We start from the raw sequence: 23,999 nt of genomic DNA, 5'->3' as shown, positions 1-23,999 counted from the left end.
GACCATGGGTTGGCTGTCCTGGATCGTGCTCGGCCTCATCTCGGGGCTGATCGCAAAGTTCCTGGTGCCGGGGCCGGATGGCGGCGGCCTGATCTGGACCACCGTGATCGGCATCGTCGGCGCCTTCATCGGCGGCTTCATCGGCACGCGGATCGGCTGGGGCTCGGCCAATGCGCTGGACGCCCGCTCGATCGGTATCGCCGTTCTCGGCGCCGTCATCTTCCTCGTGGTCTGGCGGATCGCCCGCTGATCCCCGCGCAGGAAACGGGGCGGCCCGCCGTTTCTGCTGTGCTGGGACGCAACACCGACCCGACACGAAGGAAAACCCCGATGAAGAAACGCATGATCGCCGGCCTTGGCCTGATCGCCCTGCTCGGCACCACCGCCCTCGGCGCCGGCGCGGCGCTGGCGAAGCCCGACCATGGCGGCCGGCGGGGCCCCGCGGCCGAACTGACGCCGGAACGCATGGCCGATCACTGCCGCGACCGTTTCGCCCGCGACGCCGCCCGCCTCTCCTTTGTCGAAGCCCGCCTGGACCTGACCGACGCGCAGAAGCCGCTGTGGCGCGCCTATGCCGATCAGGTCGCCAAGGGTGACACGGCCCAGCGCGACGCCTGCCTCGCCGCCGTCCCGGCCAAGGCCGAGGATGTGAAACGCCCGACCGCCGTCGACCGCGGCCAGCGCCGCCTGCAGCGCCTCGAAGCCGAGGCGGCCGCCGCCAAGGCCGAACAGCCCGTGCTCGAAAAGCTCTACGGCGCCCTGACCGAGAAGCAGCGCGAAATCCTGGATCGCCCGGGCCCGCGCGACGGCGGCCCCAGGAAAGCCCGATTCGAGCGCGATGGTCGTCACGGTCCCGAAGGGCGGGAGCCCCCGAAGCCCCAGACCCCTTGATCAGCGGACCGGACAGACAAGACCCGGGCCCCGGCAGCGATGCCGGGGCCTGCCCCGTTGCAGGACCCCGGCCGACGAGCGGAACATCATGCCAAAGCCTATCCGCCCCCTGTTGCTTCTCCTCGCCCTGTCCGTCTCCGCCTGTGCCGGGATGGACGATACGCCGGACCGGCGCGGCCCGCCCCCCGGCATGCGCGCCGCCGACCGCGGCCCGCCCCCCGCCGCCCCGGTGACGGCGCCGGGCGGCCGCCTGCTGAACACGAGGGGCGAGACCGACTGCGCCCCCCTGCTGACCGCCTGGCGCCAGCAGGCCGACCGCAACCGCGACGGCCGCCTGGACCTGGCCGAGGTGCTGGCGGATACGGATGATTTCTTCACCGCCGTCGATACCGGCAAGGACGGCTTCCTGACCGCGATCGAGCTTGAAGCCTATCGCGAGCGCATCGCCCCCGGCGCCTATGCCGACCAGGCCTTCGCCCGCAGCAACCGCGGCGAGGACGGCGGCGACCGCAAGCAACGCACCGCCGGCGACCCCGGCCCGACCCGCCGGATCGAGCGGCGCGGCCAGCCCGATCCGGTGATGGCGGCGGACGCCAATCTCGACTTCCGGGTCGCGCGCGAAGAACTGGCGGCCAAGGTGAAGGAACGCTTCGCCCGCCTCGACGGCAACCGCGACGGCGACCTCGACCCGGGCGAACTGGAAGACTACTGCCCGAAAGACTGACGCCGCAGTGCCGCATGACGGTTGCGCGACGCAGCGCAACCGTTCCATGCTGCGCGAAACCCTGCGGTCCGAGGGAGTCTTTCCGGCGCGATGAGTGAAGCCGACATCCGCATCCTGGTCATCGACGACAACCGCATCCGCGCGTCCGTGATCGAGGAGGGCCTGCGCGAGGCCGGCTATTCCCGCGTCAGCATCATCGCCGACTCGCGCCCCTCGGTCCGCGCCATCGTCGAGGCCGACCCGGACGTCGTCTTCATCGATCTCGAAAACCCCAATCGCGACGTGCTCGAGCACATGTTCCAGGTCAGCCGCGCGATCAGCCGGCCGATCGCCATGTTCGTCGACCGCTCCGACCGCGCCATGATCGAGGCCGCGGTCGATGCCGGCGTATCCGCCTATATCGTCGACGGCCTGAAGAAGGAGCGGCTGAAGCCGATCCTCGACACCGCCATCAGCCGCTTCAACGCCTTCTCCCGCATGCGCGAGGAATTGGACCGCACCAAGCGCGCCCTCGAGGAGCGCAAGGTGATCGACCGGGCCAAGGGCATCCTGATGCGCCTGCGCGGCATCGGCGAGGAAGACGCCCACGCCCTGCTGCGCCGCACCGCCATGAACGAGAACCGCCGCATCGCCGATGTCGCCCAAAGCGTTTTGACCGCCGCCGACCTGCTGTCGGGAGGGAAGCCATGACCGCAACCAGCCCCACCGTAACCATCCGCGCCGGCTTCATCCCCCTGCTCGACGCCGCGATCCTGATCATCGCCCGCATCAAGGGTTTCGCCGAGGAGGAAGGCATCGACCTCACCCTCGTGCAGGAATTCTCCTGGGCCAATATCCGCGACCGGGTGGCGCTCGGCCATTTCGACGTCGCCCATATGCTGGCGCCCATGCCGATCGCCGCCTCCCTCGGGCTGACGCCCTTCGGCGGCGCGGTGATCACGCCCATGTGCCTCGGCCTCGGCGGCAATGCGGTCACCGTCTCCAACGCGGTCTGGTACGGCATGAGTGTCGCCGGCGCCGACAACGGCGGCGATCCGAAGGCCATGGGCGACGCGCTCCGCGCGGTGGTCGCCGAACGGAAGGCCAAGGGCCTGCCCAAGCTGACCTTCGCCGTGGTCCACCCCTTCTCCAGCCATAACTATTATCTCCGCTACTGGCTGGCCGCCTGCGGCATCGATCCGCGCACCGACGTCGGCCTGACCGTGGTGCCGCCGCCCTATATGGCCGATGCCTTGGCCGGCGGGCATATCGACGGCTATTGCGTGGGCGAGCCCTGGAACAGCGCCTCGGTCGTCGCCGGCGTCGGCCATATCGTCACCACGACCTCGGCGATCTGGAAGTCGAGCCCTGAGAAAGTGCTGGGCGCCCGCGCCGACTGGGCGGAGCGCAACCCCGAGGCCCTGGCCGCCCTGCTGCGCGCCATGCACCGCGCCTCGCTCTGGTGCGATGCGCCGAGGAATGCGCCGGAACTGGTCGAGCTTCTGTCCTCGTCGCGCTATCTCGACGTCGCCCCCTCGACCATGATGGCGGGCCTGACCGGGCGCATCACGCTCGGCGCCGGCCAGCCGCAGCCGGTGCAGGATTTCCGCTATTTCGCCAAGCGGGCGGCGACCTTCCCCTGGGTCTCCCACGGTCTCTGGTTCTTCAGCCAGATGGTGCGCTGGGGCCAGGCGGAGCTGACGCCGGCGACCCTGGAAACCGTGCGCCAGTCGCTGCGCCCCGATCTCTACCGCCGCGCGCTCGGCCCGCTCGGCGTCGCCCTGCCCAACGCCAGCGCCAAGATCGAGGGCACGCTGACCATGGAAACCCCGGTCGCCACCGCCAACGGCCGGCTGTTCCTCGGACCCGACGGGTTCTTCGACGGCAAGGTCTTCGATCCCGACCTGATCGGCGATTACGTGAACAGTTTCGACATCCGGGGCCCGGGCCCGCTGGACGATTGAGCCGCCGCATTTTGCGCCGCAATGCACAATATTTGAACAGGACCTGACGCATTCCGCGTCAGGCCCGCCCCCGGCCTCGCCGCCCCCGATCCGCTTAGCCGATTGATTCTCAAGGAAAACACAGGGCCGCCGAAAATTGGCACGGTCCCTGCAATGCTATGAGCGGGGCCAACGACGGTCCCGTCGCCGGCAGCATCAGCGATGATGCGCCGGCCCCGGTTACAGCAGCCCCGATGGCGGGGCGCTGGCCGGAAACGGCCCGCAAGGCCGCGACATTCCAATTCCGGGTCCATGGCTGGGCCCACCGGCAACGCCGCCGACAGTACCAGGGCTTACGGGCCCGAGGTCCTGTCGCGCGGCTTTTTTCGTTTGTTTCGGGCATGAGGGGAGACATCAGGTGAAGACGACCAACGCCAAAGGCATCACCCGCCGCGGCATCCTGAAGGCCGGCGCGACCACTGCGCTGTTCGGCGCCGTCAACAGCGCCTTTCCCGCCGGCGTCTTCGCCGAGAGCGCGGGCCCCGAGACGCCGAAGGCGATCCTCGGCTTCATCGCCCTGACCGACAGCGCGCCCCTGATCATCGCGCAGGAAAAGGGCTTCTTCGCCAAATACGGCATGACCGAGGTCGCGGTGCAGAAGCAGGCGTCCTGGGGTGCGACCCGCGACAACCTGGAACTCGGCTCGGCCGGGGGCGGGATCGACGGCGCCCATATCCTCAGCCCCATGCCCTACCAGATGTCCACCGGCAAGATCACCAAAGGCAATGCGCCGGTGCCCATGTATTTGCTCTCCCGCCTCAATCTCAATGGCCAGTGCATCTCGGTCGCCGGCGCCTACAAGGGCCTCGGCGTGACCACCGACGCCACGGCCCTGAAAGCCGCCTTCGCCAAGGCCAGGGCCGAAGGCAAGGATGTGAAATGCGCGGTTACCTTCCCCGGCGGCACCCACGATCTCTGGATGCGCTACTGGCTGGCGGCCAACGGCATCGATCCGAACAAGGATGTCTCGACCATCGTCGTGCCGCCGCCCCAGATGGTGGCGAACATGAAGGTCAACACCATGGAAGCCTTCTGCGTGGGCGAGCCCTGGAATGCCCAATTGGTGCGCCAGGGCATCGGCTTCACCGCGCTCACCACCGGCGAATTCTGGGCCAACCACCCGGAAAAGGCCTTCACCATGCGCGCCGACTGGGTGGATGCCAACCCCAGGGCGGCCAAGGCCCTGCTGATGGCCGTGCAGGAAGCGGCGCAGTGGTGCGATGTGGCGGATAACAAGGAAGAAATGTGCAAGATCATCGGCGGCCGCGATTACTTCAAGGTGCCCGTCGAAGACATCCTGGGCCGCACCCAGGGCCATATCGACTATGGCGACGGCCGGGTGGTGGAAAACACCCCGCACATCATGAAGTATTGGGCGGATCACGCTTCCTTCCCCTTCCCCAGCCATGACCTCTGGTTCCTGACCGAGAATATCCGCTGGGGTTACCAGCCGGCCGATCTCGACCTGAAGGCGACCGTCGCCAAGGTGAACCGCGCCGATCTCTGGCTCGATGCGGCGAAGACCCTGGGCGTGACCGAGCTGCCGCCGATGTCGCGCGGCATCGAGACTTTCTTCGACGGCAAGAGCTTCGACCCCGAGAACCCCTCGGCCTATCTCGCCAGCCTCGCCATCAAGGCCGTGTAACCGCGTAAGGGACCAAGATGACCGCCCAGACCGAGCCTTTGCCGAAGACCATGGATGCGGCGCCCGCGCGCCGTCCCCTGCCCGATGCGGCCGCCCTGCGCCGGATGATCCGGCGCCAGGCGGCGCGCATCCTGCCGCCCCTCGTCATGCTGGCGCTGCTGCTCGGCATCTGGGAATTGACCTGCCGGGGCGGCCACGCGCCCCTGCCGGCCCCGAGCCAGGTGGTGGCCGAGACCTGGGACCTGATCTCCGATCCCTTCTTCGACAACGGCGGCACCGACAAGGGCCTGTTCTGGCAGATCACCGCCAGCCTGTCGCGGGTCGCCCAGGGTTTCACCATCTCGGCCGTCCTCGGCGTGCTGCTGGGCGTTCTCATCGGCCAGTCGAGCCTCGCCTTCCGCGGCCTCGACCCGATCTTCCAGGTCCTGCGCACGGTGCCGCCGCTGGCCTGGCTGCCGCTGTCGCTGGCGGCGTTCCAGGCGGCCAATCCGTCCGCCATCTTCGTCATCGCCATCACCTCGATCTGGCCGATCATCCTGAACACGGCGGTTGGCATCCGCAACATCCCGCAGGATTACCGCAACGTCGCCCGGGTGCTGCGCCTGTCGGGGCCGGAATTCTTCTTCAAGATCATGCTGCCGGCGACCGTGCCCTTCATGTTCACCGGGCTGCGCATCGGCATCGGCCTGTCGTGGCTGGCCATCGTCGCCGCCGAGATGCTGATCGGCGGGGTCGGCATCGGCTTCTTCATCTGGGATGCGTGGAATTCCTCGCTGATCAGCGAAATCATCGTCGCCCTGGTCGCCGTCGGTCTCGTCGGCTTCATCCTGGACCGCCTGATCGGTGCCCTCGGCAACCGGCTCGGCGGCAGCTTCGGCCAGCGTTGAGGGAGGGGATCATGAGCGGCTATCTTTCGATCGAACAGGTCGGCGTGCAGTTCGACACCGAGCGCGGGCCCTTCGTCGCGCTCCGCGACGTCAACCTCAAGGTCGCGCAGGGCGAGTTCATCTCGATCATCGGCCATTCGGGCTGCGGCAAGTCGACCCTGCTGAACCTGGTCGCCGGCCTGCTGGAAACCACCACCGGCGCCATCCTGCTGGAAGACCGCGAGGTTTCCACCCCCGGGCCCGACCGCGCCGTCGTCTTCCAGAACCATTCCCTGCTGCCCTGGCTGAGCGTCTACGACAATGTGAAGCTCGCTGTCGACAAGGTCCACGGCAAGACCAAGAGCCGGGCCGAGCGCCACGACTGGGTCCTGCACAATCTGGCCCTGGTCGGCATGTCCCATGCGGTCGAGCGCCGGCCCCATGAAATCTCGGGTGGCATGAAGCAGCGCGTCGGCATCGCCCGCGCGCTCTCCATGGAACCGAAAGTGTTGCTGCTGGACGAACCCTTCGGCGCCCTCGATGCCCTGACCCGCGCCCAGTTGCAGGACAAGGTGATGGAAATCCAGGCCCGCCTCGGCAATACGGTGATCATGATCACCCATGACGTGGACGAGGCTGTCCTGCTCTCGGACCGGATCGTGATGATGACCAACGGCCCCGCCGCCACCATCGGCGAAATCCTTCCCGTCACCCTGCCGCGGCCGCGCAACCGCCTGACCCTGGCCGACAACCCGACCTATGTGAAGGCACGGACCGCGGTCATGGAATTCCTCTACGCCCGCCATGCCCTGAACAAGCCGGAGGCCGCGTGATCATGACCAGACGCCTCGTCGTCATCGGCAACGGCATGGCCGCCGGGCGGATGCTGGAACATCTGACCGAACTGGCGCCCGGCGCCCATGAAATCACGGTCTTCGGCGCCGAGCCCAGGGTGAATTACAACCGCATCCTGCTGTCCCCCGTGCTGTCGGGGGAGAAGACCTTCGAGCAGATCGTCACCCATGACGACCAATGGTATGAAACCCGGGGCATCACCCTGGTCAAGGGCGGGGAAATCACCGCCGTCGACCGCGCGGCAAAGACCGTGACGGCAAGGGATGGAAACGTCACGCCTTACGATGCGCTGGTGATCGCCACCGGCTCGTCGCCCTTCATCGTGCCGGTGCCCGGCCACCGGCTGCCCGGCGTCGTCGCCTATCGCGATCTCGACGATGTCGACGCCATGCTGGCCGCGGCGGAACAGGGCGGCAGCGCCGTCGTCATCGGCGGCGGCCTGCTCGGCCTCGAAGCCGCCGCCGGCCTGAAGATGCGCGGCATGGACGTCACCGTGCTGCACCTGATGCCGACCCTGATGGAACGCCAGCTCGACGTCGCCGCCGGCTATCTGTTGCAGCAGGCGATGGAGGCGCGGGGCATCCGCGTGATCTGCCGCGCCAATACCCATTCGATCCTGGGCGAGGACCGGGTCACCGGCGTCCGCCTCGACGACGGCACGGAAATTCCCGCCCGCATCGTCGTCATGGCGGTGGGCATCCGGCCGAACGCGGCGCTGGCCAAGGCCGCCGGCCTTGCGGTCAACCGCGGCCTCATGGTCGACGATCACCTGCGCACCGACGATCCCGCGGTCTTCGCCGTCGGCGAATGCGTGGAACACCGGGGGCAATGCTACGGCCTCGTCGCGCCCCTGTTCGACATGGCCCGCGTATTGGCCGCTCAACTGGCGGGCGATGCTTCCGCCGCTTACGAAGGTTCCGTCACCTCGACCAAGCTGAAGGTAACCGGGGTCGACCTCTTTTCCGCCGGCGATTTCGCCGAGGGCGAGGGCCGCGAGGATATCGTGCTGCGCGATGCCGCCCGCGGCATCTACAAGCGCCTCGTCATCAAGGACGACCGCCTGATCGGCGCCGTCATGTATGGCGAGACGGCGGACGGCGGCTGGTTCTTCGACCTGCTGCGCAACGCCACCCCGATCGCCGAGATGCGCGACACCCTGATCTTCGGCCGTTCCTTCGCCGGGGGGGCCGCGCTGGACCCTATGGCGGCCGTTGCAGCCTTGCCGGATGAGGCGGAGATCTGCGGCTGCAACGGCGTCTGCAAGGGCAAGATCACCGGCGCCATCGTCGACAAAGGCCTGACCAGCCTCGACGAGGTCCGGGCCCATACCAAGGCTTCCGCCTCCTGCGGTTCGTGCACCGGCCTGGTCGAACAATTGATGCAATTGACGCTGGGCGACGGTTTCGCCCGGAAGACGGTGCAGCCGGTCTGTTCCTGCACCGAGCTCGGCCATGACGACGTCCGCCGCCTGATCCTGGCCAAGGGCTTGAAGTCGGTGCCGGCGGTCATGCAGGAACTGGAATGGAAGACGTCCTGCGGCTGCGCCAAATGCCGGCCGGCGCTGAACTACTACCTGCTCTGCGCCTGGCCGGGCGAATACGCGGACGACAACCAGTCGCGTTTCATCAACGAGCGCGTGCACGCCAATATCCAGAAGGACGGCACCTATTCCGTGGTACCGCGCATGTGGGGCGGCGTCACCTCCGCCGCCGAATTGCGCGCCCTCGCCGATGTCGTCGACAAATTCGCCATTCCCACGGTCAAGGTCACCGGCGGCCAGCGCATCGACCTGCTCGGCGTCCGCAAGGACGACCTGCCGGCGGTCTGGGCCGATCTCAATGCCGCCGGCATGGTTTCCGGCCACGCCTACGGCAAGGCGCTGCGCACGGTGAAGACCTGCGTCGGTTCGGAATGGTGCCGCTTCGGCACCCAGGATTCGACCGGCCTCGGCATCAAGCTCGAAAAGACCATGTGGGGCGCCTGGACGCCGGCCAAAGTGAAGCTCGGCGTTTCCGGCTGCCCGCGCAATTGCGCCGAGGCGACCTGCAAGGATATCGGCGTGATCTGCATCGATTCCGGTTACGACATCCATTTCGCCGGCGCCGCCGGCCTGGACATCAAGGGCACCGAAGTGCTCGGCCATGCCGATACCGAGGACGAGGCGATGGAGATCATCCTCGCCCTGACCCAGGTCTACCGCGAACAGGCGCGTTACCTGGAGCGGATCTACAAATGGGCGAAGCGCGTCGGCACCGACACGATCCGCGCCCAGGTGATCGACGACCGGGAGAAGCGCGCCGCCTTCGCCGCCCGCTTCCGCCATGCCCAGCGCTTCGCCCAGGTCGACCCCTGGGCGGAACGGGTGGCCGGGCTCGATGCCCATGAATTCCGCCCCATGGCCCATTTCCAGCCGCGCGAGGCCGCCGAATGAACGCCTTCACCGACCATTGGCTGGACATCGGCAGCCTGGACGACATTCCGCCGCGCGGCGCGCGGGTGGTGCGGGCGGCGGGCGGCGACATCGCCGTCTTCCGCACGGCGGACGACCGCATCTTCGCGCTGCGCGACCAATGCCCGCACAAGGGCGGGCCCTTGAGCCAGGGCATCGTCCATGATCACGGCGTCACCTGCCCCCTGCACAATTGGGTGATCGACCTCGACAGCGGCCGCGCCCGCGGCCCGGACGAGGGCTGCGCCCACGCGATCCCGGTGCGGCTGGAGAACGGCCGTATCCAGCTGCGTTACCCGGCGCTGCCGTAATGACCGCGGTCCGCACCACCTGCCCCTATTGCGGCGTCGGCTGCGGCGTGCTCGCCCGGGCGGATGGTGCGGGCGGTGCCGCGATCGCCGGCGATCCGGATCATCCGGCCAATTTCGGCCGGCTCTGTTCCAAGGGTTCCGCCCTGGGCGAGACCCTGTCCCTCGACGACCGGCTGCTGCACCCGGTCGTCCGGGGCGTGCGGGCGACCTGGGATCGTGCCCTGGCCGAGGTCGCCCGCACCTTCGCCGACACCATCCGCGACCATGGGCCGGAAGCGGTCGCCTTCTACGTCTCGGGCCAGATCCTGACCGAGGATTATTACGTCGCCAACAAGCTGATGAAGGGCTTTATCGGCGCCGCCAACATCGATACCAACAGCCGGCTGTGCATGTCCTCCTCCGTCGCCGGGCACAAGCGCGCCTTCGGCACGGATACGGTGCCCGGCACCTATGAAGACCTGGAACAGACCGATCTCGTGGTGCTGACCGGCTCGAACCTCGCCTGGTGCCACCCGGTGCTGTTCCAGCGCCTGGCCGCGGCCAAGGCGGCGCGGCCCGGGATGCGGGTCGTTACCATCGACCCCCGCCGCACCGCGACCAGCGAACTGGCCGACCTGCACCTCGGCCTCGCACCGGGCAGCGACGTCGCCCTGTTCGCCGGCCTCCTGCGCCGCCTGGCCGCGGCGGGCCGGGGCGATGCGGCTTTCATCGCCCGCCACACCAGCGGTCTCGACGCCGCGCTGGCCGCGGCGGCCGCCTTCGATATCGGCGCGGTCGCCCGCGTCACCGGCCTCGGCCGGGGGGAGATCGAGCAGTTCTACCGCCTGTTCGCCGAAACCGAACGGGTGGTCACGGTCTATTCCCAGGGCGTGAACCAGTCGAGCGCCGGGACCGACAAGGTCAATGCCATCATCAACGCCCATCTGCTGACCGGCCGCATCGGCCGGCCCGGCATGGGGCCCTTCTCGGTCACGGGCCAGCCGAACGCCATGGGCGGGCGCGAGGTCGGCGGCCTGGCCAACCAGCTTGCCGCCCATCTCGAGATCGGCGATCCCGCCCACCGCGCCCTGGTGCAGGATTTCTGGCAATCGCCGCAAATGCCGACGCAGCCCGGCCTGAAGGCCGTCGACCTGTTCGAGGCGGTTCACGACGGCCGGGTGAAAGCGCTCTGGATCATGGCGACCAACCCGGCCGCCAGCCTGCCGGATGCCGACCGGGTGACCGCGGCGCTGGCCCGCTGCCCCTTCGTCGTCGTGTCCGACGTCGTGCAGGCGACGGACACCAGCCGTTACGCCCATGTCCTGCTGCCCTCGACCGCCTGGGGCGAGAAGGACGGCACCGTGACCAATTCGGAACGGCGCATCTCGCGCCAGCGCCCCTTCCTGCCCCCGCCGGGCGAGACCCGGCACGACTGGCGCCAATTGGCCGAGGTGGCGACGCGCATGGGCTTTCCGGGCTTCGACTGGCCGGATGCCGCCGGCGTCTTCCGCGAACATGCCGCCCTTTCCGCCCATGGCAATCACGGCACGCGCGATTTCGACATCGGCGCCCATGCCGCGATCGACCGGGCGGGTTATGACGCCCTCGCCCCCTTCCACTGGCCGCAGCCGGCGGGCGAGGCCCCGCGCGCCCGCTTCTTCGCCGACGGCCGCTTCTATACGCCCGACCGCAAGGCGCGCTTCGTCGCCACCCCCTATCGCGCCCCCGCCGGCCGGACCGGCGGCGCCCGCCCCCTGATCCTCAATACCGGCCGGGTGCGTGACCAATGGCATACCATGACGCGGACCGGCAAGACCGCGCGCCTGACCAGCCATTACGCCGAACCCTTCGTCGAAATCAACCCGCTGGATGCCCGCCACCTGGGCCTGGCCGCCGCCGATCTGGCCCTGGTCGAAAGCGACCGGGGCCGCGCCTTGCTGCGGGTGCTGGTGACGGCGCGCCAGCGCCCGGGCTCGGTCTTCGCTCCGATCCATTGGACCGGGCAGCAAGCCTCGCAGTCGCGCATCGATGCCCTGGTCGCGCCCCATGTCGATCCGGTCTCGGGCCAGCCGGAATCGAAGTTCACGCCGGTTTCCCTTACCCGTTTCGCCGCCGGCCTCTATGGTTTCGCGGTCAGCCGGCGCCGGCCGGCGGTCGAGGGCCTGGACTATTGGGCGCTGGCCCCGGCGGCGGGCGGCTTCCGCCTGGAATTGGCGGCCTTGCAGGCGCCGGCCGATGCCGCGGCCCTGCTGGCCGCCGTCCTCGCACCCGCCGCCGGGGCGGAAGTTCTCGCCTATCGCGATGTAACGCGCGGCATTCATCGCTTCGCCGTCTTCGCCGACGGCATCCTCGACGCCGCCCTGTTCCTGGCCGCCGAGCCGGTGGAGACGGCGCGGGGCTGGCTGATCGGCCAGCTCGGCCAGGCCCTGGACGGGGCGGAGCGGCTGCGCCTGCTGGCCGGCCGTGCCGGCGCGGGCGGGGCCGATCCGGGCGCCATCGTCTGTTCCTGCTTCTCGGTCGGGGTCAACCAGATCGCCGCGGCGGTCCGGGGCGGCGCCTGCACCGTCGAGGCGGTGGGCGCCTGCCTGAAGGCGGGCACCAATTGCGGCTCGTGCCGCATGGAAATCGGGAGATTGATCGATGCCAGCAGAGCCGCGGAAGCCGGTTGAAGTAAAGCTCCTGACCGGCGGCCAGGGCCCGCGCCCGAAGCGCCCGCAAGGGCCGGGCCGGGTTACCCTGGTGGGCGCCGGGCCGGGCGATCCCGAGCTTCTGACCCTGAAGGCCGTGCGCGCCCTTGGCACGGCCGACGTCGTGCTGTTCGACGACCTGATCGGCGACGGCATCCTCGATTTCGTGCACCGCAAGGCGCGCTGCCTTGCGGTCGGCAAGCGGGGCGGCCGCGCCTCCTGCAAGCAGGGCGATATCGAGGACCTGATGGTCCAGTTCGCCCGCGCCGGCAAGCATGTGGTCCGCCTGAAGTCCGGCGATCCCATGATTTTCGGCCGCGCCGGCGAAGAGATCGAACGCCTGCGCCGCGAGGGTATCGCGGTCGAGGTCGTGCCCGGCATCACCGCCGCCCTGGCCATGGCGGCCAGCCTCGGCCTGTCGCTGACCCACCGGGACCATGCCCGTTCCGTGCGCTTCATCACCGGCCATTCGCGCCACGGCACCCTGCCCGACGATCTGGACTGGCGGAACCTGGCCGATCCCGCGACCACGCTGGTGATCTATATGGGCGGGCGCACGGCGCCGGACCTCGCCGCCCGGCTGGTCGGCGGCGGCCTCGACCCCGCAACGCCGGCGGTTGCAGTCCGCGCCCTCGGCCGGGCGGCGGAGCGGCACTGGCGCGGCCCCCTGGCGCAATTGCCGGCGGGCGTCGGCCTCCTCGGGCTGGAGGAACCGCTGCTGATCGCCATCGGCACGGCCCTGCAAGCGGCGGGCAAGGCGGAGGACGCGGCGCCGATCGTCCAATATTTCAATCAAAACATCCGTTATTCCGGATAAAAGCCCGGATGCCGGTAATCAACAGCGCACAACCGCCAATATAGTGGAGGAAAGCGCAGATCGGCGGCACCGGCGATCGAGTTAGACATTGCCATCGCCCCGGAGTCGGGCGGATGAAGACTTGATCGTTCTCATCCGAACAACCACCGGAGATGCCGTTTAAATGGCGGAAGACACAGAAATTCGCCGCACTTTGGCGGAAGGCGCGGCGCGCCAACTGGCCAATGCCACGAAGACCAGGGCCTATTGGGGCGGGATCACCCCGCGCTGGCTGGTGCCGCTGCTGCAATGGACGCCGGTCGAGGCCGGCATCTTCCGCCTGAACCGGGTGAAGGACGACCATGAGGACGGCCCGACCGCCGACGTCCAGTGCAGCCCGCCCAAGGACCGCGATCCGGACCTGCCGGAAACCTTCGTCGACTACGACGACCGGCCGCGCGAATATTTCCTGAACGCGGTCACCACCGTGCTGGACGTCCAGACCCGCGTCTCGGACCTCTACAGCCGACCCTTCGACCAGATCCAGGAACAGCTTCGCCTGCTGATCGAAAAGGTGAAGGAACGCCAGGAAGGCGAATTGATCAACAACCCGGAATACGGGCTGCTGGCCAATGTCGCGCCCGGCCAGCGGATCACCACCCGCAAGGGCCGCCCGACGCCGGACGATCTCGACGACCTGCTGGCCAAGGTCTGGAAGGAGCCGAGCTTCTTCCTCGCCCATCCGCGCGCCATCGCCGCCTTCGGCCGCGAATGCACCCGCCGCGGCGTGCCGCCGCCGACCGTCACCCTGTTTGGCACCCCCTTCATCACCTGGCGCGGCGTGCCCCTGATCCCCTCCGACAAGGTGGCGATCGACGAGGCGACCGGGACCTCCAAGATCCTGCTGATCCGCACCGGCGAGAAGAAGCAGGGCGTGGTCGGCCTGTTCCAGCCCGGCGTGCCGGGCGAGGTCGCGCCCAGCCTGTCGGTGCGCTTCATGGGCATCAACAGGAAGGCCATCGCCTCCTATCTGATCTCGCTCTACTGCTCGCTGGCGGTCCTGACCGAAGATGCGCTCGCCGTTCTCGATCACGTCGAGGTCGACCAATATTATGACTACGCCTGATCCGAGCAGCCTTGTCCCCCCCGGCGCCGGGATCATTCCCGGTGCGCCTCCCGGCGCCCCTGGCGCCGGGCTCATCCCCGGTGCGGATACGGCCGCGAGCGCCGTGCCGGACGAAGGCTTGATCCAGCAATTGGCCAATGCGTTCTTCACCGCCCTGCCCGGCGGGACGCCGGCGGCGGCAAGCCTGCCCGGCGCCGGTGCCGCCCTGCCCTCGGCCCCCGCCTATTCGCCCGATCTCGTGCTCGGCCATGTCCCGGGGCCGGCGCCGACGCCGCCCCTGACGCCGAACGGCAACCCCGGCATCGCCGCCGTGCTGCCGCCGCTGGCCGGTGCCGCACAGCCGTCCATCCCCGGTCTCGGCCAGGGCCCGGCCTTCGCCACGCCCGACCTGACCCGGGTCCTGCAGAACCTCGGCGATCACCTCGCCTTCGTGCCGCGGCTCGATACGCCTGCGGTTACCCCCGCACCCGAGCCGCCGCCGCGCCACGCGCCGGCGCCCCTGGTGCTGGACCTCGGCCCGCTCGCGGTGCAGCACCGGCCGGAACTGGTGCCGCCCGCCGCCGACGGCCCGCGCCCCTTCGATCCCGCCCTGGCGCGCCGGGACTTTCCCATCCTGCACCAGAACGTCAACGGCAAGCCCCTGATCTGGCTGGACAATGCCGCGACGACGCAGAAGCCCCAGGCCGTGATCGACCGCCTGGTGCACTTCTACGCTTACGAGAATTCCAACATCCACCGCGCGGCACATACGCTCGCCGCCCGCGCCACCGATGCCTATGAGGCGGCGCGCGAGAAGGTGCGGCGCTTCCTGAACGCGCCCTCCGCCAAGGACATCATCTTCGTCCGCGGCGCGACCGAGGGGCTGAACCTGCTGGCCCAAGCCTATGGCCGCCAGCATGTCGGGCCGGGGGACGAGATCGTCGTCACCCATCTCGAACATCACGCCAATATCGTGCCCTGGCAGCAGCTGGCGACGGAAAAGGGCGCCCGCCTGCGCGTCGTCCCCGTCGACGACAGCGGCCAGATCCGCCTCGACGCCTTCCAGCGCCTGCTGGGCCCGAAGACGAAAATCGTCTCGATCACCCAGGTCTCGAACGCGCTGGGCACGGTGACGCCGGCCCGGGAAATGGTCGCGATCGCCCGGCGTTACGGCGCCGCCACCATCGTCGACGGCGCCCAGGCGGTCTCGCACATGCCGGTCGACGTGCAGGTGCTCGATGCCGATTTCTACGTCTTCTCGGGCCACAAGGTGTTCGGCCCGACCGGCATCGGCGCCGTCTACGGCCGGGCCGGCGTGCTGGAGACGATGCAGCCCTGGCAGGGCGGCGGCAATATGATCGCCGACGTCACCTTCGAGCGCACCGTGTTCCAGGATGCGCCGGAACGCTTCGAGGCCGGCACCGGCAATATCGCCGATGCGGTCGGCCTTGGCGCCGCCCTCGATTACCTGGCCGGGATCGGCATGCATAATGTCGCCGCCCACGAGCACGCCCTGATCGAATACGGCACCGAGGCCCTGCTCTCGATCCCGGGCCTGCGCCTGATCGGCACGGCGCGGGAGAAGGCGGGCGTGCTGTCCTTCGTGCTCGACGGCTGCGCCACGGCGGACGTCGGCAAGGCGCTGGCATCCGAGGGCATCGCGGTCCGCGCCGGGCACCATTGCGCCCAGCCGATCCTGCGGCGCTTCGGTGTCGAGGCGACGGTGCGGCCGTCCTTCGCCCTCTACAACACCTTCGAGGATATCGACGCCCTGGTCGATGTCCTGCGCCGCCTGCAAAGCGGCCGGGGTCACGGTCTTTCGCGCTGAGGTCATCATGTCCGAGTTCGATCAGCCCGATGCCGGGACCCAGCCCCCGACCTTCTATACGCCGCCGGGGGCGCCGGTGTGGAACCTGAACGGCATCGTCTCGGACCTGAAACTCTCGCGCGAGGTGACGCATAACATCAGGCCGCGGGGCACGCTGCACCAGCCGCCGTCGCGCGATGCGCTGGACCGGGTGGTGCGGCTGCTCTCCGCCACCATGTTCCCGACCCATTACGGCAAGACCGAACTGGGGCCGGAGAATATCGACTATTACGTCGGCTCGACCCTGAACAGCGCGCTCGTCCTCCTGGTCGAACAGATCCATCGCGGCCTGTCGTTCTCGGGCGACGAGCGCGGCCACGAGGCGATCCAGCGCAGCGCCCTGGCGATCGCGCGGGATTTCGCCTCGGACCTGCCGGCGATCCGGGGCCTGCTGGTCGGCGACCTGCGCGCCGCCTTCGAGGGCGACCCGGCGGCCAACAATTACCCGGAAATCCTGCTCGGCTATCCGGGCATGACGGCGATCATCCACCACCGGCTGGCCCATTCGCTCTATGGCCTGGGGGCGACGCTGGTGGCGCGCCTGATCGCCGACATCGTGCATTCGAAGACCGGGATCGATATCCACCCGGCCGCCGACATCGGCCCCAGTTTCTTCATCGACCATGGCACCGGCGTCGTCATCGGCGAGACCACGGTGATCGGCGAGCGGGTCCGCCTCTATCAGGCGGTGACGCTGGGCGCCCGCCATTTCCCGACCGACGACGAAGGCACGATCATCAAGGGCGCGCCGCGCCATCCGATCATCGAGGACGATGTGGTGATCTATGCCGGCGCCACCATTCTCGGCCGCATCACCATCGGCAGGGGCTCGACCATCGGCGGCAATGTCTGGATCACCCGCGACGTGCCCCCGGGCACCAGGATCACCCAGGCCAAGGCCGAACGCGAATAAGGCGGGAACCGGGGCTGGCCCTTTCGGCTTATTCCGGTCATACAGGGCGCTTTCCCGCCCGAAAGCCCCAGCCAGGACCGCCATGGCCAGTCACAGCGAAGCGTCCCCCGTTCCGACCCCGAAGAAGAAATCCCTGCTCGACAAGGCGGTGGCGCTGGCCTCGGGGCCCCATGGCCTCTGGCTGCTCGCCGTGGTCGCCTTTGCCGAAGCCTCCTTCTTCCCGATCCCGCCGGATCCGATCCTGGCCGCCGTCGTGCTCGCCCGGCGCGACCGGGTGTGGCTGGCAGCCGCCGTCTGCACCGTGGCCTCGGTGCTGGGCGGGTTGGGCGGCTATGCCATCGGCTATGGGCTCTACGAGGTCGCAGGGAAAGCGGTGATCGAATTCTATCACCTGGAAGAGGCTTTCCACACCTTCCAGGCCCGCTTCGCCGAATGGGGCGGCTGGATCATCATCGCCAAGGGCTTCACCCCCATCCCCTTCAAGCTGGTGACCATCGCCAGCGGCGTCGCCGAACTCGACCTCGGGGTCTTCACGGCCTCCAGCATCCTTACCCGCGGGGCGCGTTTCCTGCTGGTCGCCTGGCTGTTCTACGCCTTCGGGCCCCAGGCCAAGGCGGTCATCGCCCGCCACAAGGGCAAGGTGCTGATCGGCGGCACGGTGATCGTGATCGCCGGCTTCGCCGCCTTCGCCCTGCTCTGACGCGACCCGCTCTCAAGCCAGACGAAAAAGGGCGCCTCAAGGGGCGCCCTTTTCATTGCGGTCGTTGGTAGCGGAGGAGGGATTTGAACCCCCGACACATGGATTATGATTCCACCGCTCTAACCAGCTGAGCTACTCCGCCCAACGCGCCGCCACGGCTTTGCCGCCGCGAGGCCGCTCGTATAGGCGACCTGATGATTCATGTCAAGTCTCGGCGCGGCGAATCCAGCCGCCGCCCAGCACCCGGTCCGGCTCGGCGGCATCATAGAGAACGCAAGCCTGGCCGGGGGCGACACCATATTCCGGTTCGGCCAGAACGACGGTGGCACCGCCGCCGGCCACGCGCAGCGCCGCCGGCACCGGCGCCCGGGCCGAACGGATGCGGGCCAGCGCCGGGGTGGAGGCGGCCGTGCCGCCCGGGCCGATCCAGTTGAGGTCGGTGACCGCGATCTCGCGCCGGGCCAGCGCCTCCCGCGGGCCGACCACCACCCGCCGCGTCTCCGGCTCCAGGCGGACGACATAGAGGGGCATATTGTCCGGCATGGCGCCGCCGCCGATGCCGAGGCCCTTGCGCTGCCCGACCGTATAGGAAATGACGCCCGCGTGGCGGCCCAGCACCCGCCCGTCCATATCGACGATCTCGCCCGGATCGGCCGCCCCGGGGCGGAGTTTCTCGACCACGGCGGCATATTTGCCGGAGGGCACGAAGCAGATGTCCTGGCTGTCGGGCTTTTCCGCGACCTCCAGGCCGAAATGGGCGGCCAGCGCCCGGACCGCCGGCTTTTCCAGCCCGCCGAGGGGGAAACGCAGGAAATCGAGTTCCGCCTTGGTGGTCGCGAACAGGAAATAGCTCTGGTCCCGGTTGGGATCGCGGCCGCGGTGCAGTTCCGGCCCCGCAGGCGTGGTCACCCGGCGCACGTAATGGCCGGTGGCCATGGCGGCGGCGCCGAGGTCGCGGGCAGCACCCAGAAGATCGCGGAACTTCACCGTCTGATTGCAGCGGACACAGGGCACCGGCGTCTCGCCCGCCAGATAGGCGTCGACGAAGGGTTCGATCACATTGGCGCGGAACGCCTGTTCGTAATCGAGCACGAAATGGGGAATGCCCAGCTTTTCCGAAACCCGGCGGGCATCGCGGATATCGAGGCCGGCACAGCATGCGCCCTTCCGGCCGGCCGCGGCGCCCTGGTCGTAAAGCTGGAGGGTGATGCCGACGACATCATAGCCGCGCGCCTGCATCAAGGCGGCGGTGACCGAGGAATCGACCCCGCCCGACATGGCGACGACGACCCGCGCCCCGGGGGGCAGGTCATCCTCCGGGGCGGGGGTCAGCAGGCGGTCGAGGTCGGCACGGTCGATCATGGCCGGACCATAGTCGGCCCGGCAGAAAGGGACAAGCGACGGGAAGGAATTGCCGGGTTGCGGCCGCGCCAATCCTCGGGGCCGGGGCCGAAGCCCCGGAATCCGCGGCTTCGGCGCACTGGCCCGATCCCTGCAAGGGCGGTAGCGGATTTATCGCCCGCCGGACCTTGCCCATGGATGCCGCCAGCCTGATCACCGCCGCCTCGACCGCCGCCGCCGCCATCGCGCAGGCGACGCCGACCGGCGACGACGATGCCTTCGCCCGCCAGCTCGACCAAGCGGTGCAGGCGGCGGGCGCGCTGGACCGCAACGGCCTTTTCCCCGCCCCCCCGGCCGAGACCGGCGCTCCCGCCGCCGCCGAGGGTACGGCCCAACCCGCAGCGGTCGCCGCCGCCGCGTTCGACCGCAACGGCTTCTTCCCCGCCCATCCGGCCGAGACCGGCGATGCTGCCGCCGAGGGCGAGGCCAAACCGGCAGCGGCCGAGACGGAAACCCCCGTCGATCCGAGCGCGGTCATGGCCGGGCTGATCGCCGGCCTGACCGCGCCGGCGACCGCCAGGCCCGAGCCGAAGGACAGCCCCCCGGCGCCGGACGCCGCGGAACCGGCCGCCGCCGCCCCGACCCCGGCCGAAGCCGCGGCGGTCGAGAAGGCCGGCAAGGCCGCCGCCCGGGGCGCCGCGGTGCTGGCGGATACCCCGCCCGCCGCCACGGCGGCCGCGGATGCCGGCCTCGCCGCCGATGCCGCCCCCCCCCGCGCCCGAGGCCAAGCCCGAAGCAGCCCCCGACATGCCCCCCGCGGCCGCCCCGGCCGGGGCCGCGCCGACCCAGACCCAACAAGCCGTCGCCCCCGCCGCCCATGCCGCCGCCCCGCGCCCGGCCCCGGTGCCGCTGGAGCCGGAAGCGCTGGGCCTGTCCATCGCCCGCCATGCCGCCGAGGGCGAGGATGTGTTCGAGATTTCGCTTTCCCCGGATGAACTGGGCCGCATCGACATCCGCCTCCATATCGCCGAGGACGGCAAGGTCAGCGCCCATATCCAGGCCGAGCGGCCGGAAACCCTGGGCCTGTTGCAGCGCGACCGGGCGGAACTGGCCCGCGTCCTGGGCGGCCAGGGGCTGAATGCCGATCCCTCGACGCTGAATTTCACGCTGCGCGACGGCGAGGGCGGCAACCAGGGCCAGCAGGCCGGCGACGGCCAGCATCAGGCCCGGCGCCAGCGCAGCCGCCTCGGCGCCGGCGGCGGCCTGGCCGCGCTCGATACCGTCACCCCCCGCCCGCCGGCGGGGACGCGCAGCCGCGCCATCGACATTGCCGTCTGACCTGAAGGATCAAGGCTCATGACCACCGTCTCCCCGACCGCCGGCACGGCCGCGACCGCCTCGACCGCCAATGCCAGCGCGACCTTGGCCAAGAACTTCTCGTCCTTCCTCACCCTGCTGACCACCCAGTTGCAGAACCAGGACCCGCTGGACCCGATGAATTCCAACGAATTCACCAGCCAGCTGGTGCAGTTCAGCCAGGTGGAGCAGTCGATCAACACCAACAACACCCTCAGTTCCATGCTGTCGGTCCTGCAGGGGGCGACCACCACCAATGCGGTGTCCTATATCGGCAAGCAGGTGGTGGTGGATACGCCGACCGCCGCCTTCGACGGCAGCACGCCGGTCACCTGGCGCTACGGCAACGACGGCACGGCGGTGACCACCGTGCTGCAGGTGCTGGATGCCAAGGGCAGTGTGGTGCGCACCCTGACCAGCACCGAATCGGGCAGCGGCAAGTCGCTGACCTGGGACGGCAAGACCGACGCCGGCAACGAGGTCGCCGCCGGCAGCTATACTTTGCGGGCCACCGCCGTCGATAAAAACGGAAAATCGGTCGCGACCACGATCGGCACGGTCTCGACCGTGACCGGCGTTGAAACCAGCGATGGCATCATCAACCTGATCACCAAGAACGGCAGTGCCGCGCTCGACAAGGTCAGCGGGATTTACGGCTGAGGTGCTTTAGGCCGCTGTTAACCCGGCGCCGCTACCATCCGCTCCACAAGCCGGCTCCCCTCGCGCCGGCATCAGGAGCAACAGTGAACGAACGTAGTCCCATCCACGAACTGGCGGACGGCCTGTTCGGAACGGACGGTCGTGGCCTTCGCCTGGAAGACCTGCCGCCGCCGGACACCCGCCGCTGGGTCATCAGGCGCAAGGCGATGGTCGTCGCCGCCGTCCGCGGCGGCCTGATCACGCTGGAGGAAGCCTGCGGCCGCTATTCCCTGTCGGTCGAGGAATTCCTGTCCTGGCAGCGGGCGATCGAAAGCCACGGCCTGCCCGGCCTGCGCGCGACCCGGGTCCAGCTTTACCGCGACATCTGACCGCGCCTGCCCCCCGCGCTCAGGCGGGAACGGCCGTGCCCCAGTAGTTGAAGCCCGCCACCCGGGGCATGCCCGGCAGATACATTGTCTCCACCCTCTCCGCCTGAAAGCCCCCGGCCTGCAACAGGTCGGGGATCGGCCGGTGCAGGTTGCAGCCGCCGAACAATGTCTTCCAGACCGGATTGATCCTTTCCTGCCAGCGCCGCACCCCGGCGTCGGGCGCCGCGCCATGCTCGCAGAAGATCAACCGCCCGTCGGGGCGCAGCACCCGGCGCATGCCGGCCAGCGCCGGGACCGGATCCGGGATCGTGCACAGACTATAGGTGACGAGCACCGTATCGACCGAGGCATCGGGCAGCGGGATGCGCTCGCCCGGCAGGCCGATGAATTCGACCGGAAAGGGCAGGCGGGCGGCGCGGGCGCCGGCGATCTTCCACGAGGTTTCGGACGGATCGAGGCCGATCACCTTGTCGACCTTGGCCGCATCGTAATGGGGCAGGTTGAGGCCGGTGCCGATGCCGATCTCGAGCACGGTGCCGCGCGCCAGCGGCACGACCTTGCGCCGCTGGTGGCGGATCGGCTTGGTGCCGCAGGCGCAATTGATGATATGCGGCACGATGTGCCGTTCGTAGAAGCCCAAGACGCACCCTCCCCGAGAATCAGTCGCCCTCGACGAGCTTCACCAGCTTTCTTTCGAGGACGGCAAGAACGGTGCCGAGATCGTGGCCGCGTTTCAAGACCCGGCCGCCGGCGGCGACCACCGCATAGGCGCCCTGCTTCCGGGCAAGCGCCGGGCGTTTCTCGATCCGGTACAGCGGCTGTTCCGAGGACCGGCGGTGCACGGCGAAAACCGCGACCTCCACCCCGTCGGCCATGGCGTAGTCGCGCCATTCGCCAGCGGCGACCATGCGGCCATAAAGGCCGAGGATGGTGTCGAGTTCGCGGCGGTCGAAGAAGATCCGCCGGGGCGCGGAAACCGGGGCATTGCCGTCGGCCGAGCCGCCCTTCCCGCTGCCCGGCAACCACGCGATCACGCCCTGGTCCATGCGTTCCCTGCCCTCGAACTGTCACCTTCACGTCATCTTGAGCGCAGGCCAGAGGGGGTACAAGCGAAAATGGCTGCCTCGCCGAATTCGCACATTGACTTGAGAACGCCGATGGATAATGTCGCGGGCGGGTCACGTCCCCCCACCGGGACGCAGCTTATCTGGAAGGATAAGGCCAAAGATGACAAAGCCTGCTACTTGTCCCGCGCCTGCTACTCGTCCCGCCACGCCCCTGTTCTCCTCGGGCCCCTGCGCCAAGCGCCCCGGCTGGACCACCGCCGCCCTCAATGACGCCCTGATCGGCCGCTCGCATCGCTCGAAGCCCGGCAAGGCCAAGCTCCTGAAGGTGATCGAAGACACCCGCGCGATCCTGAAGGTGCCGGCGGATTACCGCATCGGCATCGTGCCCGCCTCCGATACCGGCGCCGTCGAAATGGCGCTGTGGTCGATGCTGGGCGCCCGCGGCATCGACATGCTGGCCTGGGAGAGCTTCGGCGCCGGCTGGGTGAACGACGTCGTGAAGCAGCTGAAGCTGAAGGACGTCCGCAAGTTCGAATCCGGCTATGGCGAGATCCCGGACCTGTTCCAGGCCGACAAGACCCGCGACGTGGTCTTCACCTGGAACGGCACCACCTCCGGCGTGCGCGTGCCGCATGCGGACTGGATCGCCGACGATCGCGAAGGCATCACCATCTGCGACGCGACCTCGGCCGCCTTCGCCATGGACCTGCCCTGGTCGAAGCTCGACGTCACCACCTTCTCCTGGCAGAAGGTGCTGGGCGGCGAAGCGGCGCACGGCATGATCATCCTCTCGCCCCGCGCGGTCGAACGGCTGGTCACCTATACCCCGGCCTGGCCGCTGCCCAAGATTTTCCGCATGGCGTCGGGCGGCAAGCTGACCGAAGGCATCTTCAAGGGCGAGACGATCAACACCCCGTCCATGCTCTGCGTCGAGGATTATCTCGATGCCCTCGGCTGGGCCGCTTCGGTCGGCGGGCTGGACGGGCTGATCGCCCGCTCCGAAGGCAATCTCGCCCTCATCGAAGCCTGGGTCGAGAACAGCGCCTGGGCCGGCTTCCTGGCGGAAGACAAGGCCATCCGCTCCTGCACCTCGGTCTGCCTCAAGGTCGTCGACCCCTGGGTCGAGGGCCTGAACGAGGACGGCAAGGCCGCGGTCGCCAAGAAGCTGGCCGACCTGCTCGAGAAAGAAGGCGTCGCCTATGACATCGGCGCCTATCGCGATGCCCCCCCGGGCTTGCGCATCTGGGCCGGCGCCACGGTCGAGGCGTCCGACCTCGAGGCCCTGCTGCCCTGGCTCGACTGGGCCTATGCGACGGTGAAGGCCGAGCTTTCGGTCGCCGCCTGATCTGCGTCTCCCCCCGGCGCTCGCCGCCGGGGCCCCCGCTTAACCGATCTTCCCGCTTAAACGATCTTCCCTGCCATCCCGGCCCGCTTCCG

24 protein-coding genes and 1 tRNA gene are annotated in these 23,999 nt (G+C 69.1%); 21 read left to right on the top strand and 4 right to left on the bottom strand.

Translation table 11 applies throughout. The features are described from left to right. Positions 1-4: 4 nt before the first annotated feature. From DKG75_RS10000 to DKG75_RS09925, 16 genes are all read left to right on the top strand, one after another. Entirely contained in the window at positions 5-250 is a 246-nt protein-coding gene (locus tag DKG75_RS10000; RefSeq protein WP_109920923.1) for a GlsB/YeaQ/YmgE family stress response membrane protein, read from the top strand. Positions 251-330: 80 nt separating this feature from the next. After that, on the top strand, positions 331-891 hold the full coding sequence (locus DKG75_RS09995) for a Spy/CpxP family protein refolding chaperone (protein ID WP_109920922.1): 561 nt from the start codon (positions 331-333) through the stop codon (positions 889-891). A gap of 88 nt (positions 892-979) precedes the next feature. Continuing rightward, positions 980-1,615 carry an EF-hand domain-containing protein gene (locus DKG75_RS09990; protein WP_133636817.1) on the top strand — a complete coding sequence of 212 codons (636 nt, stop codon included), beginning with the start codon at positions 980-982 and terminating at the stop codon, positions 1,613-1,615. A gap of 90 nt (positions 1,616-1,705) precedes the next feature. Further along, positions 1,706-2,305, top strand: coding sequence for an ANTAR domain-containing response regulator (locus DKG75_RS09985; RefSeq protein WP_109920920.1), 600 nt, complete (start codon positions 1,706-1,708; stop codon positions 2,303-2,305). Next, positions 2,302-3,558 (top strand): CmpA/NrtA family ABC transporter substrate-binding protein, encoded by a 1,257-nt coding sequence (locus DKG75_RS09980; RefSeq protein ID WP_109920919.1) that lies wholly within the window; start codon positions 2,302-2,304, stop codon positions 3,556-3,558. Before DKG75_RS09985 ends, DKG75_RS09980 begins: the two co-directional genes overlap by 4 nt. 397 nt (positions 3,559-3,955) lie before the next feature. After that, on the top strand, positions 3,956-5,242 hold the full coding sequence (locus DKG75_RS09975; RefSeq protein WP_109920918.1) for a CmpA/NrtA family ABC transporter substrate-binding protein: 1,287 nt from the start codon (positions 3,956-3,958) through the stop codon (positions 5,240-5,242). 17 nt (positions 5,243-5,259) lie between these two features. After that, positions 5,260-6,129, top strand: a complete 870-nt coding sequence (ntrB, locus tag DKG75_RS09970; RefSeq protein WP_208111973.1) for a nitrate ABC transporter permease — start codon at positions 5,260-5,262, stop codon at positions 6,127-6,129. 11 nt (positions 6,130-6,140) lie between these two features. Then, complete coding sequence (locus tag DKG75_RS09965; RefSeq protein ID WP_109920917.1) at positions 6,141-6,941, top strand: ABC transporter ATP-binding protein; 801 nt, start codon at positions 6,141-6,143, stop codon at positions 6,939-6,941. 2 nt (positions 6,942-6,943) lie between these two features. Next, entirely contained in the window at positions 6,944-9,394 is a 2,451-nt protein-coding gene (gene nirB, locus DKG75_RS09960) for a nitrite reductase large subunit NirB (protein ID WP_109920916.1), read from the top strand. Next, complete coding sequence (gene nirD, locus DKG75_RS09955) at positions 9,391-9,723, top strand: nitrite reductase small subunit NirD (protein ID WP_109920915.1); 333 nt, start codon at positions 9,391-9,393, stop codon at positions 9,721-9,723. The genes nirB and nirD overlap by 4 nt, the downstream gene beginning before the upstream one ends. Continuing rightward, on the top strand, positions 9,723-12,371 hold the full coding sequence (locus DKG75_RS09950) for a nitrate reductase (protein ID WP_109920914.1): 2,649 nt from the start codon (positions 9,723-9,725) through the stop codon (positions 12,369-12,371). The genes nirD and DKG75_RS09950 overlap by 1 nt, the downstream gene beginning before the upstream one ends. Next, entirely contained in the window at positions 12,343-13,206 is an 864-nt protein-coding gene (gene cobA, locus DKG75_RS09945; RefSeq protein WP_109920913.1) for a uroporphyrinogen-III C-methyltransferase, read from the top strand. The genes DKG75_RS09950 and cobA overlap by 29 nt, the downstream gene beginning before the upstream one ends. 163 nt (positions 13,207-13,369) lie before the next feature. Then, entirely contained in the window at positions 13,370-14,311 is a 942-nt protein-coding gene (locus DKG75_RS09940) for a family 2A encapsulin nanocompartment shell protein (RefSeq protein ID WP_109920912.1), read from the top strand. Positions 14,312-14,414: 103 nt separating this feature from the next. Next, positions 14,415-16,118 (top strand): family 2A encapsulin nanocompartment cargo protein cysteine desulfurase, encoded by a 1,704-nt coding sequence (locus tag DKG75_RS09935; protein ID WP_243746467.1) that lies wholly within the window; start codon positions 14,415-14,417, stop codon positions 16,116-16,118. Positions 16,119-16,125: 7 nt separating this feature from the next. Further along, positions 16,126-17,070 (top strand): serine O-acetyltransferase EpsC, encoded by a 945-nt coding sequence (gene epsC / locus DKG75_RS09930; RefSeq protein WP_109921092.1) that lies wholly within the window; start codon positions 16,126-16,128, stop codon positions 17,068-17,070. A gap of 82 nt (positions 17,071-17,152) precedes the next feature. After that, positions 17,153-17,770: a YqaA family protein gene (locus DKG75_RS09925; protein WP_109920910.1), complete on the top strand. Its 618-nt coding sequence runs from the start codon at positions 17,153-17,155 to the stop codon at positions 17,768-17,770. Between the two features lie 65 nt (positions 17,771-17,835). On the opposite strand, the gene DKG75_RS09920 is transcribed toward DKG75_RS09925, so the two are convergent. Then, positions 17,836-17,912: transfer RNA gene (locus tag DKG75_RS09920), tRNA-Met, on the bottom strand. Between the two features lie 62 nt (positions 17,913-17,974). Further along, complete coding sequence (gene mnmA, locus DKG75_RS09915; protein WP_425086477.1) at positions 17,975-19,102, bottom strand: tRNA 2-thiouridine(34) synthase MnmA; 1,128 nt, start codon at positions 19,100-19,102, stop codon at positions 17,975-17,977. 203 nt (positions 19,103-19,305) lie between these two features. Here mnmA and DKG75_RS22985 point away from each other — a divergent pair, with 203 nt between their 5' ends. From DKG75_RS22985 to sciP, 4 genes are all read left to right on the top strand, one after another. Then, on the top strand, positions 19,306-20,106 hold the full coding sequence (locus tag DKG75_RS22985; RefSeq protein ID WP_166646372.1) for a hypothetical protein: 801 nt from the start codon (positions 19,306-19,308) through the stop codon (positions 20,104-20,106). Beyond that, positions 20,078-20,449 carry a flagellar hook-length control protein FliK gene (locus tag DKG75_RS09910; protein WP_166646373.1) on the top strand — a complete coding sequence of 124 codons (372 nt, stop codon included), beginning with the start codon at positions 20,078-20,080 and terminating at the stop codon, positions 20,447-20,449. The genes DKG75_RS22985 and DKG75_RS09910 overlap by 29 nt, the downstream gene beginning before the upstream one ends. An 18-nt stretch (positions 20,450-20,467) precedes the next feature. Beyond that, a complete protein-coding gene (locus tag DKG75_RS09905; protein ID WP_109920908.1) occupies positions 20,468-21,127 on the top strand; it encodes a flagellar hook assembly protein FlgD in 660 nt (219 codons plus the stop codon). Between the two features lie 83 nt (positions 21,128-21,210). Beyond that, positions 21,211-21,495, top strand: coding sequence for a CtrA inhibitor SciP (gene sciP, locus DKG75_RS09900; RefSeq protein ID WP_279573913.1), 285 nt, complete (start codon positions 21,211-21,213; stop codon positions 21,493-21,495). A gap of 19 nt (positions 21,496-21,514) precedes the next feature. On the opposite strand, the gene DKG75_RS09895 is transcribed toward sciP, so the two are convergent. Together DKG75_RS09895 and DKG75_RS09890 are read right to left on the bottom strand one after the other, a co-directional pair. After that, positions 21,515-22,135: a class I SAM-dependent methyltransferase gene (locus DKG75_RS09895; RefSeq protein WP_109920907.1), complete on the bottom strand. Its 621-nt coding sequence runs from the start codon at positions 22,133-22,135 to the stop codon at positions 21,515-21,517. A gap of 19 nt (positions 22,136-22,154) precedes the next feature. Then, positions 22,155-22,541, bottom strand: coding sequence for a DUF2794 domain-containing protein (locus DKG75_RS09890; RefSeq protein ID WP_109920906.1), 387 nt, complete (start codon positions 22,539-22,541; stop codon positions 22,155-22,157). 181 nt (positions 22,542-22,722) lie between these two features. Here DKG75_RS09890 and DKG75_RS09885 point away from each other — a divergent pair, with 181 nt between their 5' ends. Then, the gene (locus tag DKG75_RS09885) at positions 22,723-23,907 is read left to right on the top strand and encodes a phosphoserine transaminase (RefSeq protein WP_109920905.1); all 1,185 of its coding nucleotides are present in this window, start codon (positions 22,723-22,725) and stop codon (positions 23,905-23,907) included. Positions 23,908-23,999: the final 92 nt, after the last annotated feature.

This window comes from Zavarzinia compransoris, assembly GCF_003173055.1.
Lineage (GTDB): Bacteria > Pseudomonadota > Alphaproteobacteria > Zavarziniales > Zavarziniaceae > Zavarzinia > Zavarzinia compransoris.
This window is presented reverse-complemented; position numbering and strand designations above follow the sequence as displayed.

Bases quoted from the DNA above. Each gene is read 5' to 3' on its own strand.
- DKG75_RS09885 (WP_109920905.1), top strand. From the start codon at position 22,723: ATGACAAAGCCTGCTACTTGTCCCGCGCCTGCTACTCGTCCCGCCACG.
- DKG75_RS09965 (WP_109920917.1), top strand. From the start codon at position 6,141: ATGAGCGGCTATCTTTCGATCGAACAGGTCGGCGTGCAGTTCGACACC.
- ntrB (WP_208111973.1), top strand. From the start codon at position 5,260: ATGACCGCCCAGACCGAGCCTTTGCCGAAGACCATGGATGCGGCGCCC.
- nirD (WP_109920915.1), top strand. From the start codon at position 9,391: ATGAACGCCTTCACCGACCATTGGCTGGACATCGGCAGCCTGGACGAC.
- nirB (WP_109920916.1), top strand. From the start codon at position 6,944: ATGACCAGACGCCTCGTCGTCATCGGCAACGGCATGGCCGCCGGGCGG.
- DKG75_RS09905 (WP_109920908.1), top strand. From the start codon at position 20,468: ATGACCACCGTCTCCCCGACCGCCGGCACGGCCGCGACCGCCTCGACC.
- DKG75_RS09890 (WP_109920906.1), bottom strand. From the start codon at position 22,541: ATGGACCAGGGCGTGATCGCGTGGTTGCCGGGCAGCGGGAAGGGCGGC.
- DKG75_RS09950 (WP_109920914.1), top strand. From the start codon at position 9,723: ATGACCGCGGTCCGCACCACCTGCCCCTATTGCGGCGTCGGCTGCGGC.
- epsC (WP_109921092.1), top strand. From the start codon at position 16,126: ATGTCCGAGTTCGATCAGCCCGATGCCGGGACCCAGCCCCCGACCTTC.
- DKG75_RS09980 (WP_109920919.1), top strand. From the start codon at position 2,302: ATGACCGCAACCAGCCCCACCGTAACCATCCGCGCCGGCTTCATCCCC.
- DKG75_RS09985 (WP_109920920.1), top strand. From the start codon at position 1,706: ATGAGTGAAGCCGACATCCGCATCCTGGTCATCGACGACAACCGCATC.
- DKG75_RS09925 (WP_109920910.1), top strand. From the start codon at position 17,153: ATGGCCAGTCACAGCGAAGCGTCCCCCGTTCCGACCCCGAAGAAGAAA.
- DKG75_RS09940 (WP_109920912.1), top strand. From the start codon at position 13,370: ATGGCGGAAGACACAGAAATTCGCCGCACTTTGGCGGAAGGCGCGGCG.
- cobA (WP_109920913.1), top strand. From the start codon at position 12,343: ATGCCAGCAGAGCCGCGGAAGCCGGTTGAAGTAAAGCTCCTGACCGGC.
- DKG75_RS10000 (WP_109920923.1), top strand. From the start codon at position 5: ATGGGTTGGCTGTCCTGGATCGTGCTCGGCCTCATCTCGGGGCTGATC.
- DKG75_RS09995 (WP_109920922.1), top strand. From the start codon at position 331: ATGAAGAAACGCATGATCGCCGGCCTTGGCCTGATCGCCCTGCTCGGC.
- DKG75_RS09990 (WP_133636817.1), top strand. From the start codon at position 980: ATGCCAAAGCCTATCCGCCCCCTGTTGCTTCTCCTCGCCCTGTCCGTC.
- DKG75_RS22985 (WP_166646372.1), top strand. From the start codon at position 19,306: ATGGATGCCGCCAGCCTGATCACCGCCGCCTCGACCGCCGCCGCCGCC.